This window comes from Bradyrhizobium sp., from assembly GCF_049798375.1.
Taxonomy (GTDB): Bacteria; Pseudomonadota; Alphaproteobacteria; order Rhizobiales; family Xanthobacteraceae; genus Bradyrhizobium.
The window spans coordinates 1-11111 of the sequence record NZ_JBARGP010000526.1 but is presented as its reverse complement, the minus strand read 5'-3'; the positions used below and the strand labels follow the sequence as shown (position 1 = coordinate 11111).

General features: G+C 63.9%; 10 protein-coding genes. 6 read left to right on the top strand and 4 right to left on the bottom strand.

All coding sequences use genetic code 11. The annotated features are described in order from the left end of the window. The coding region (locus WA702_RS21340; RefSeq protein ID WP_425112532.1) for a GumC family protein at positions 1 to 1531 on the bottom strand (1531 nt) is incomplete at its 3' end. Positions 1532 to 1875: 344 nt separating this feature from the next. Here WA702_RS21340 and WA702_RS21335 point away from each other — a divergent pair. From WA702_RS21335 to WA702_RS21325, 3 genes are all read left to right on the top strand, one after another. Next, complete coding sequence (locus tag WA702_RS21335) at positions 1876 to 3009, top strand: glycosyltransferase family 4 protein (protein WP_425112533.1); 1134 nt, start codon at positions 1876 to 1878, stop codon at positions 3007 to 3009. A 141-nt stretch (positions 3010 to 3150) separates the two neighbouring features. Next, positions 3151 to 4677 (top strand): undecaprenyl-phosphate glucose phosphotransferase, encoded by a 1527-nt coding sequence (locus WA702_RS21330; RefSeq protein ID WP_425112531.1) that lies wholly within the window; start codon positions 3151 to 3153, stop codon positions 4675 to 4677. Positions 4678 to 4746: 69 nt separating this feature from the next. Further along, a complete protein-coding gene (locus tag WA702_RS21325) occupies positions 4747 to 6012 on the top strand; it encodes an O-antigen ligase family protein (protein ID WP_425112530.1) in 1266 nt (421 codons plus the stop codon). On the opposite strand, the gene WA702_RS21320 is transcribed toward WA702_RS21325, so the two are convergent. From WA702_RS21320 to WA702_RS21310, 3 genes are all read right to left on the bottom strand, one after another. Beyond that, positions 5996 to 7174, bottom strand: a complete 1179-nt coding sequence (locus WA702_RS21320) for a saccharopine dehydrogenase family protein (protein WP_425112529.1) — start codon at positions 7172 to 7174, stop codon at positions 5996 to 5998. The genes WA702_RS21325 and WA702_RS21320 overlap by 17 nt on opposite strands. 148 nt (positions 7175 to 7322) lie before the next feature. After that, the gene (locus tag WA702_RS21315) at positions 7323 to 8108 is read right to left on the bottom strand and encodes a DUF169 domain-containing protein (protein WP_425112528.1); all 786 of its coding nucleotides are present in this window, start codon (positions 8106 to 8108) and stop codon (positions 7323 to 7325) included. Positions 8109 to 8209: 101 nt separating this feature from the next. Next, a complete protein-coding gene (locus WA702_RS21310; protein WP_425112527.1) occupies positions 8210 to 9001 on the bottom strand; it encodes a YdcF family protein in 792 nt (263 codons plus the stop codon). A gap of 139 nt (positions 9002 to 9140) precedes the next feature. Between WA702_RS21310 and WA702_RS21305 the strand changes: the two genes are divergently transcribed. From WA702_RS21305 to WA702_RS21295, 3 genes are all read left to right on the top strand, one after another. Beyond that, the gene (locus WA702_RS21305) at positions 9141 to 10082 is read left to right on the top strand and encodes an acetamidase/formamidase family protein (RefSeq protein WP_425112526.1); all 942 of its coding nucleotides are present in this window, start codon (positions 9141 to 9143) and stop codon (positions 10080 to 10082) included. Positions 10083 to 10642: 560 nt separating this feature from the next. Next, positions 10643 to 10840, top strand: coding sequence for a hypothetical protein (locus WA702_RS21300; RefSeq protein WP_006614936.1), 198 nt, complete (start codon positions 10643 to 10645; stop codon positions 10838 to 10840). A 78-nt stretch (positions 10841 to 10918) separates the two neighbouring features. After that, positions 10919 to 11111, top strand: a 193-nt coding sequence (locus WA702_RS21295; RefSeq protein WP_425112525.1) for a GcrA family cell cycle regulator, incomplete at its 3' end; no start/stop codon positions are given.

Below are 11111 nucleotides of genomic sequence, written 5' to 3'. Positions count from 1 at the left end.
GCGCGGGTGTGGCAGCGACGTTGCGCATGGGCGCGGCTGCCACGACCGCAGAGACCTGCGGCGCGGTGACGCGCAGCAGTTCGCCGGTCACGACCACGCCCGAGGTCAGCATCAAGGTCGCAAGCGTCGCGATGAGAACGATCGGCAGCTTCTTCGGATAGGCCGGCGTGTTGGACACGATCGACCGCGAGATGATCCGCCCCTCCGCCGGAGCGGTATCGAGGCTTTCGCGGGTGTTGGCCTCACGATATTTGGCGAGATAGGATTCCAACAGGTCCCGCTGCGCCTTGGCTTCGCGCTCCAGCGCCCGCAACTGCACATCCTGGCCGTTGGTCGAGGTGGCCTGCTTCTTCATTTGGTCCAGGCTTGCACTCAGGGCATCGACTCGCCCTCCCGCGATCCGTGCGTCGTTCTCGAGCGAGCGCGAGATCTTGCCGGCCTCGTCACGGATCTGGCGATCGAGATCGGAGAGCTGCGCTTTCAATTCCTTGATGCGCGGATGATTGTCGAGCAGGGTCGAGGACTGTTCCGCAAGCTGCGCACGCAGCGTGACGCGCTGCACCGACAGCCGCCGCATCAGCTCGGAATTGAGCACCTCGGGCGCCTCGATCGGCCGGCCGCCCTGGATCATCTCGCGGATCAGCCGCGCCTTGGTTTCGGCATCCGACTTCAGCGCACGAGCATTGTTGAGCTGGGTGTTGATCTCGCCCATCTGCTGGTTGGAGAGCGTGGTGTTGTTGGTGCCGACGAACGAGCCGGATTTGGAACGGAAATCCTCGGCCCGCGATTCCGCCTCGGCGACCTTCTTGCGCAGATTCTCGATCTCGCCCGCGAGCCAGGTGCTGGCCGATTTTGCCTGCACCTGACGCGCATTCTGCTGCAGCACCAGATAACCGTCGGCGATCGAGTTGGAGACTTGCGCGGCAAGGTCCGGATCCTGCGATTGGAACTCCACCACGATGACGCGCGATTTGTCGACGGCGTAGACGGTCAGCCGCTCGTAATAAGCGTCCATCACCCGCTCTTCTGGGGTCATCGACAGCGGATCGCGCACGATCCCAACCAGCGCCGCCAGCGATTTCAGCGGCGAGATCCCCCGCAACACCGGATCGAATTCAGGCAACTCGGCGAGCTTGTTCTTCTTGATGATCTCACGCGCGAGGTCGCGTGACAGCACGAGCTGCACCTGGCTGGTCACCGCCTCGGGGTCAAGCGGCGCCGTCCGCTCCTCGTTGCGCTCGCTGTTCGGGCGCAGGAACACATTCTCGCGTCCGTCGATCAGAATACGCGCTTCGGATTTGTAACGCGGCGTAACGAGATTGACGCCGGTGATGGAAAGCACGAGCGCCAGCAGCGTCGGAACAATGATGAAACCGCGCTTGCGCAGCAGAGCCCGGCCAAGCAGGCGGATATCGATGTCGCCGAATGGGGCAGCCGCGTCAGCGGACGCCACCCCGGCAGGCACAGATATCGCGACGGCTTGTTCGACCTGCGTCTTCGCCTTGCCGGCACGCCAGAACGCCAACCGCATTACTTACTCCTGCGAGGCAAAACGCCACCACTCCACACGACAAGGTAGAATTACACTCCATTAAGGTTGCTGCCGGGTTAATCTGATCAGGCGCCGATGACGAGTAGGAAGACATGCCACGAACATGTTACCGTCGCGCAAGGCATTCCAGATCCTGTCGACCATGGGAGCCCGGTTGTCTTACACTTTATTAACTACGAACCGCCTATCGCTTCCAGATCACCTCCAAAGGTGGACGCCATGAACCGCCGACGCAATGCTCTTTCCGTCCCGTGCTGCGCGCTGTCGCGTGACGTGACGGCGGCATGGACGGTCGGCTGCCGCGTCGCAAGATCGTCCTGACGATGGGAGTGGCATCGGACCAGCCGCTGCGGATCCTGCACGCCACCCGTGCGCCAGTCGGCGGCATCTTCCGTCACATCATGGATCTTGCATACGGTCAGATCGAGCGCGGCCACCACGTCGGCATCGTCGCCGACAGTCTGACCGGCGGCGACCGCGCTGCCCAGGCGCTGGCCGAGATCGCGCCACGCCTGAAGCTTGGCCTGCATCGTATTGCGATCCACCGCGAACCGTCGCCGACCGATGTCATCGTGTTCAGACAGTTCGCCCGCCTCAATCAGGACCTGCAGCCGGATGTGCTGCACGGTCATGGCGCAAAAGCCGGCGCCTTCATCCGCATGATCAGACATCGGCCCGGCACGATCCGAGTCTACACGCCGCATGGCGGCTCGCTGCATTACCCGCCCAACACGGCCAAGGGCGCGCTGTACAGCCGGCTCGAGCGCGCGCTGATGCACCGCACGGAGCTGTTCCTGTTCGAGAGCGCGTTTGCGCGCGACACCTATCAGCGGATGATCGGCACCCCCAGCGGTCTCGTGCATAGCGTCTTCAATGGCGTCACAGCCGGCGAGTTCGATCCCGTGCAAACTGCCTCTGACGCGACCGACATCGCCTATGTCGGCGAGTTCAGGCACATCAAGGGTGCGGACCTCCTCGTCGATGCACTGGCGCGGCTGCGTGCGGCCGGCAGGTCGCTGACGCTCACACTGGGCGGTGACGGTGAGGAAACCGAGAGGCTGAAGGCGCAGGTCGCGCAGCTAAAGCTGACGCAGGCGATCCGCTTCATCGGACACGTCAAGGCGCGCCACGGCTTTTCGCAAGGACGTTTGCTGGTCGTTCCCTCGCGCGGTGATTCCATGCCCTATGTCGTGATCGAAGCGGCCGCGGCCGGTATCCCGATGATCGCGGCCGACATCGGCGGCATCCCCGAAATCTTCGGCCCCTACCGCGACGCGCTGTTTCCGCCGAGCAACGCCGCAGCACTCGCCGATGCCATCGAAGCTGCAATGGCGAACCCGGATGCGACTGAGCAGCGCGCACGGGCGCTGCGCGAACGCGTCCTCCAACACTTCTCGCAGACCGCGATGGTCGAAGGTGTATTGGCGGGATACCGCGACGCGTTTACCAAGACCTGACATCGTTTACCATCGCTAACAATTTGTTCCGAATTGCCGGCGCTAAGTCGGGTCGCGGGGGTATTCCCCGTGCGTTCTGCGCGATTAGATAACGAGACCATTTTACGGTGTACATCTGTGGAACCGATCAACGCACGCTCGATGCTAGACGCTGCGGCAGCGGTCGCAGCGACTGCGTCGCCCGACCGCCCGCCCGTTGAACGGCGGCGGCGACTGACGCCGGCGGCGCTGGCCGTCACCAACCAAAAAGTCCGCCGCGCCATTTCTCCGATCGTGATCGCGGGTGCGGTCCGCATTGCCGATCTCGTCCTGCTCAGCCTTGTCGGTATCGCGCTCTACTTCGGATACGTCGTCCCGCTTGGCGGCTTCTACTGGCAATATATCGCGGCGATCCTGGCTATGGCCGCCACCGCCGTGGTCTGCTTCCAGGCATCGGACATCTATCAGGTTCAGATCTTCCGCGGCCAGTTGCGGCAGATGACACGGATGGTCTCGTCCTGGGCCTTCGTCTTCCTCCTCTTCATTGGCGCCTCGTTCTTCGCGAAGCTTGGCGGCGAAGTGTCCCGGCTTTGGCTCAGTGCGTTCTTTGCCGTCGGCCTCGCGGCGCTGATCGCAAGTCGCGTGTTCGTGCGCAGCCTTGTACGCGGCTGGGCGCGCGAGGGACGGCTCGACCGGCGCACCATCATCGTCGGCGCCGACGAGAACGGTGAAGAACTGGTCCGTGCGCTGAAGGTGCAGGAGGACTCCGATATCGACGTGCTCGGCGTGTTCGATGACCGAAATGACAGTCGCGCGCTCGAGACCTGCGCCGGCAGTCCCAAGCTCGGCAAGGTCGACGACATCGTCGAATTCGCCCGCCGCACCCGGGTGGACCTGGTGCTGTTCGCGCTGCCGATTTCGGCGGAGACGCGCATCCTTGCCATGCTGAAGAAACTGTGGGTGCTGCCGGTCGATATCCGCCTGTCCGCGCACACCAACAAGCTGCGCTTCCGGCCCCGCTCCTATTCCTATCTCGGCCAGGTCCCGACGCTCGACATGTTCGAGGCGCCGATCACGGACTGGGACCTGGTGATGAAGTGGATGTTCGACCGTCTCGTCGGCGGACTCGCCCTGCTGGCCGCGTTGCCGGTGATGGCGCTGGTCGCACTCGCGATCAAGCTCGACAGCCGCGGTCCGGTGCTGTTCCGGCAGAAGCGCTTCGGCTTCAACAACGAGCGCATCGACGTGTTCAAATTCCGCTCGCTCTACCACGACCAGGCCGACCCGCTCGCGTCGAAGGTGGTCACCAAGAACGACCCGCGCGTCACCCGCGTCGGCCGCTTCATTCGCAAGACCAGCCTCGACGAGCTGCCGCAGCTCTTCAACGTGGTGTTCAAGGGCAATCTCTCGCTGGTCGGGCCGCGGCCGCATGCCGTGCAGGGCAAGCTGCAGAACCGGATGTTCGACGAAGCCGTCGACGGTTACTTCGCCCGCCATCGCGTCAAGCCGGGCATCACCGGCTGGGCGCAGATCAACGGCTGGCGTGGCGAGATCGACAATCAGGAAAAGATCCAGAAGCGCGTCGAGTTCGACCTCTATTACATCGAGAACTGGTCGGTGCTGTTCGATCTGTTCATCCTGCTGAAGACGCCGCTGGCACTGATGACCAAGAGCGAGAACGCCTATTGAGGCGTTCCGCCTGGCCAGGCGGCCGGGCATGGAACGGCGTGTAGAGTTGCGTGATGTGAGTTGGATGTGATGGCGTACGCGGCGGCAGCCGGAGACCTTGCGGCGCGCCCGATGGCTCCCCCGGGGGTTGTCGCGCTGCAGCGCGCGCTGATCTGGCTGGTCGGTGCGTCCGGTGCGATCGTCTTCATCGAGCCGAGCCCCTATGAGTTCGTGACGCTGGCCTCGGCTGCGGTCTTCATTGCCACCGGCGTGCGGCTGCGGATCGTGCTGGTGCCGCTGCTGCTGCTGCTGTTCCTGCTCAATCTCGGCTACACCATCGGCGCGGTCCCCCTGCTCGGCGATTCCACCATTTCGAGCTGGATCGCGACCTCCTGGTACATGTCCGTGACGGTGGCGTTCTTCGCGCTCGTGATGGCCGAGGACACGCAGGCGCGGCTGGACATGCTGCGCCGCGGCCTGGTGGTCGGCGCCGTCATCGCCTCGCTCGCAGCCGTCGCCGGCTATTTCAATGCGGTGCCGGGCGGCTATGACCTGCTGACGCTGTATGGGCGCGCGCGGGGCACCTTCAAGGATCCGAACGTGCTCGGCGCGTTCCTGCTGCTGCCGTCCCTGTTCGCGCTGCAGAGTGTCGTGACGGCGCATTTCGCCAAGGCGGTGCGGAGCGGCATTGCGCTGATCATCATGGCGCTCGCTATCCTGCTCGCGTTCTCGCGCGCCGCCTGGGGCGGGCTGATCCTGACCGCCGCCTTCATGCTGGCCATGATGGTCCTGACCAGCAAGACGCGCTCGGAGCGCTCGCGCATCGTCGTGCTGACGCTCGCGGCCGCATTGGCCGCCGTTCTGCTGATGGCCCTGCTGCTGTCCTTCAGCTCGATCGACGAGATGTTCCGGCAGCGGGCGAGCTTCGACCAGAGCTATGACGAAGGCCGCTTCGGCCGCTTCGGCCGCCATATCCTCGGCGCGCAGATGGCGCTCGACCTGCCATTCGGGATCGGACCGCTGCAATTCCATCATTACTTTCCCGAAGACACCCACAACTCCTATCTCAACGCCTTCATGTCCGGCGGCTGGCTATCGGGGATCTGCTATCCGACGCTGGTGTTCGTCACCGTGATCCTTGGCTTCCGCTATCTGTTTGCGCGCGTGCCGTGGCAGCGCAGCTACATCGCGATCTTCTCGGCCTTCCTCGGCACGGTCGGTGAGAGCTTCATCATCGACACCGACCACTGGCGCCATTTCTTCATGATGCTTGGCACCATGTGGGCCATGTTTGCCGCCGCGCAGTCCCGTTGGGCCGGTGCGGCGAGCGCGCAAACCGTCAACCCTCCACCGTGAATGTCAGCCCGGCACGATCGACCAGCCGCTTGATCAGGCGGTCGCCCATCAAAGCTCCCGGCGTCCAAAAACCGCCCTTCGCCTCCGGCACGTCGCGCAACAGACCGATCGCGCATTCGGCGAGCATCTTCGAGGTCGAGCCATAGCCGGGATCGCGATCGCCCTTCACGACGGCGCGCAACTGGCGCCCGTCGGCCGCGAACGCCACGAACATCAGATCGTAGCTGCCGTTCTCACGCTCGTCCTTTGACGGTCCCTCGCCCGGCTTCGGCGCATTGGCACCGGTCTTCTCGGCATTCACGGCCATCACGCGCTTGGTGTTGGCCTCGCCCTTCTCGCCATCGCCGGTCAAGACCATCTCGTCGTAGACGAAATCCTGGCCGTACGGAAAACCCATCAGCATGTTGGAGCGGTGCACGTTGCGGGTGTTGATGGTCGCCATCATGAACGGCGCGGCCCACGACTTCAGATCTTCTTCGTAGAGCGGCCGGTTGCCGGCCGGCTGCTTCGGACCCCTGAAGCCTGGCGTCAGCGCGAACGGATCCTTCATGATCGCAACCAGGCTCAAATCCGCGGTCAACGCCGCGGCGGTCGCCTTGGCGCTGGCCGCGGTGCCGCCGGACAAGGTGCCGCTCATGCCGCGCACGCGGCCCTTGACCCGCGCCGCCGGTGCACCGAACGCCTTCTTGGCCTGCGCCTGCGCAAAGTAGACGCCGAGCTCGAACGGCACCGAGTCGAAGCCGCAGGAGAACACGATGCGCGCGCCGCTCTTCTCCGCCTCCGCCTGATGCTTGTCGATCATCTGACGCATCCACACCGGCTCGCCGCAGAGATCGAGATAGTCGGTGCCGGATGCGACGCAGGCGGCGACCAGCTCGTTGCCGTAGAGCTGATACGGGCCGACCGTGGTCAGCACCGCGCGTGTCTGCGCGACCATCGCCTGCAATGATGCGTGATCGGAGGCGTCGGCCGCAATCAGCGGCGTGTCGGCCGGCGCGCCGATCGCGGCGCGGACAGACGCGAGCTTGTCGAGGCTGCGGCCGGCCATCGCCCATGTCAGCGCGCTGTCGCCGCGATAGTTCGAGGCGAGATATTCGGCGACTAGCTGACCGGTGAAGCCGGTGGCGCCGTAGACGATGATGTCGAATTTCGGAGAAGTCATCTCAAGTCCTTACCACTGCTGCCGTCATTGCGAACGAAGCGAAGCAATCCAGGGCCGAGCAAGGATTCTGGATTGCTTCCGCCGTCGCCCTTCGGGCTATGGCGGACAAGTCGTCGCTGCGCTCGCAATGACAGCAAGTTTTGATGTTTCATTTCTTCCCATACGACACGCCCATGCCGGCGCGGACGTCGCTCTGGATGCCATAGGGCGCGATCGGATAGCGCAGGCCATTCTTGGCGAGCTGCTTCATGCCGGCGATGGCCTTGGCGAGGTCGGACGGCTTCAACGCCATCAGCATCTCTTCATCCGGCACACCGCCGTAACGGCGTTCGGCAAAGCATGGCAGCGACAGGCTGGGCTCGCCGGTCTTCAGCGCCCGGCCCCAGGAATCCGCGCAGGCGGTCTCGCCGACCACGCCCCATTCGAACTTCTTGTAGCCGACATATTGCAGGCCGTTGATCAGGATGATCATCTGTCCCGGCGTCGCATAGACGAGGCAGATATCCGGCGGATCGAGCCGGCCGCTGGTCAGCGGACTCACCGCCATCGCCTGATACTGACCAAACGGCACCACATCGAGCGCTTCCTGCCGCTTGCGCGCATCTTCCGCGGTGCCGTGCCAGACCCCGACAAAGTTCGCGCCGGCAAGCCAGGTCTCGTCCTGCGGGCCGAGTCCGATCACGGCGCGGCACTGCGCGCCGACCAGATCGTCCGCGGTGATCCCGACCGTCCAGCCGAGCCGCGAGGCCATGCTGACGATCTGGTCGGTGGTATGAACCGCGTTCGGGCGGCGGATCCTCTCGATCGCCGTCATGTCCTCGACGCGGGCAAACATCTTGATGCCGATGACCGTGGTCTTCAGCCGCAGCAGGCTGTTGAGGTCGGCGGCCATGCCGGCCAAATCCAGCTTTTCAGGCGCGATCTGCTGTTGCATGGCTCACCTCTTCTGCGACGCACCTGCCCAGCGCCCTGACCCGCCGCGTTTGTTAGACGGTTGCGGGAGTTCCTGCCAGCGTTTCGAGCCCTGCCCGGCGGTCAGGACCCCGGGCCCGGAAAAAGATGAGCGGTCCGACCGCGCAGCCAATACGCCAGCAGCCCGACCCATTCGCGCACCGCGATGTCGGTGCGCCGCAGGCCCTGTACCGAAAACATCTCGAAATCGAACACGCTGGTGACGCGCCAGTCCACCGGATAAGGCTCGATCGGAAAACCAGCCTTGCGGAACAGGCCGACCGAGCGCGGCATGTGATAGGCAGAGGTCACCAGCAGCCAGCGCTCGCCGGGCTTCGGCATCACCATCGCGCGAGAGAATACTGCATTCTCGTAGGTGTTCCGGGACTGCCGCTCCAGAATCAAGCGCTCTTTGGGAACGCCAAGGCTGACCAGCAGCTCGGCGGCCTGATCGGCCTCCTTGGCACCGGTCGAGATCAGATTCGCGCTGCCGCCGGTGAACAGGATGCGCGCATTGGGATAGCGCCGCGCCAGCGCAGCCGCCTGGATCAGACGGTCGGCACCGCCGAGCGTCACCGGCATGCCGTGGACAAGGGACAGGTCGGGATCGATCGGCCCGCCCAGCACGACGATGCCGTCGGGGGCGCCCTTGCTCGCGTCCCATGCGGGAAAACGGTCTTCCAATGGCGCCAGCACGAGGTTGCCGAAGGGCGTGAAACCCACGACCGCGAGCAGCACGATCGCAACCATCATGAGGCTTCGGCCGAGTCGCACAAACCGCGTCGCCGCCAGGATCGCGCCGATCAGCCCGAGAACGATCATGAAATTGGTCGGCAACGCCAGCAGACCGAATGTTTTCGACGCCACAAAGAACATCCGAAGCTCCGGCTTGACGGGAATCGCGACCGCAGACCTCATAACGCAATTGGGCCCTGCGTATCCATCGCTGCGCAGGAGCGGTTTGCTTTGCTATGGATGACGTTGACAGCGCATCCCGATCGGAGGAGTGACGTCCATGACCCATCACCATCTGAACGCCAGCCCCGAGACCTGCCACTGGGGCTTCTTCGAAGCCAGGCTGAAGCCGGTGCTCACGATCGAGAGCGGCGACGAGGTCACGATCGCTACCATCAGCGGCGGTCCCGAGGTGGTGCCGGACCAAAGTAAATTCCACATTCCTCCGGAACTGCTCGAGGTGCATGCCAAGAGCGAGCGGATGGTGCCCGGCCACATTCTGACCGGTCCTGTCGCCGTGAAGGGCGCCGAAATCGGCGATGTGCTGGAGGTCGACATCCTCGACGTGCAACTCCGCCAGGACTGGGGCTACAATTTCATTAAGCCGCTGGCCGGCACCCTGCCCGAGGATTTCCACGAGTACCGCTACCTCAACATCCCGCTCGACAGAGAGCGGATGGTCGGCAAGCTGCCCTGGGGGCTCGATCTGCCGCTGGCGCCGTTCTTCGGTGTCATGGGCGTAGCGCCGCCGCCGGCCTGGGGCCGCATCACCTCGCTGATCCCGCGCGCCATGGGCGGCAACCTCGACAACAAGGAGCTTAGGCCTGGTGCCAAGCTGTATCTGCCGGTGTTCGTGCCCGGCGCGCATTTCTCCTGCGGCGACGGCCACGGCGTGCAGGGCGATGGTGAGGTCAACGTCACCGCGATCGAGACCGCATTGCAGGGCCGCTTCCGCCTCACCGTGCGCAAGGACCTGCGCTTCGACTACCCACGCGCCGAGACCGCGACGCATTACATGACGATGGCGATGGATCCCGACCTCGACCAATGCGTGGTGCGGGCACTGCGCGACATGATCGTGCTGCTCGGCGAGAAGCGCAATCTGTCGCGCGAGGACGCCTACACGCTGTGCAGCCTCGCCGCCGATCTGCGCGTGACCCAGACCGTCAACGGATCCAAGGGCATCCATTGCATGATCGCGAAATCGGTCGTCCACGGCTGAGCGATCTGAGAACATTTGGTCGACAAGCCCAGGAAGCGATTGTCCGCCTCGGCGGAGACATCGTCGCCTTCGGCTCCTCGCAACGACGACGGCATAGCTTCTCATTCCCGCGGCGCGGATGCACCCGAGTTGATCACGACGAAACCCTCCCAAAATCGGAGGACGGTCGCGCAAATCGATTCGCGCCGACAATGACCTCATCAGGCTGGCCGGCTTGAAAGGCGCGGCACAACGGCGCAACCGCAAGCGCCAATCGGACCGGCAAGCGATCGCCGCCGCAGTGCGATCTCGACGCTGCCAACAGTGGCCATTTCCACCATTTTGAATTGCGTTGCGGGCGCCAGCGCCGAATCCGCGCTGTGCTGTTCCTGCATCGCTCACGGACCGAGGGAGTCACCGATCCCCTGGAGAGTCATCCCCGGATGAATCAAAAACGCCACATTTCATTCAAAATCAACGCCTTAACCAGTTATCCCCAGGCCGCTGTACAACTAATCCGTTTCCTAATAGAGTCTAAAAAGTTACTTTTCTGTACACCCGTTACGGACTAGCTTTTAGGCATGGCCACGGAAAAAGCCGAGACTGACCGCATTCCCGTAACCCTCGCCCTGGCAACGATCGGCTATCTCGAAAAGCTCGTGAAGCAGGGGACCCACGGCACCAGCGTTCCAGGTGTCTGCAGGACATTGATCGAAGAAGGCATCCGGCTCGCCATCAAGGACGGGCTGCTGTCGATCCGCGACAATGGAAGGGCATAAGGGAGCGTAAAGCGACCAGTTCGTGCGCGCGTCGGCCGAGGACGATCCAGGACGGATCAAACTTGGAAGCAATAGAACATGCCCGCCGATCAGACGACTGCCCAACCGACCTGGACCACGGAACGGATCCAGCAACTGAAACTGCACTTTGAGGCCGGGCTGACCTGCCGCGAGATAGCCGCCCAGCTCGGCGTCAGCCGCAACGCCGTGATCGGCAAGATCTCCCGCCTTGCGCTGGTGCGCGACAATGGCGGCGACGCCCGCCGCGTCG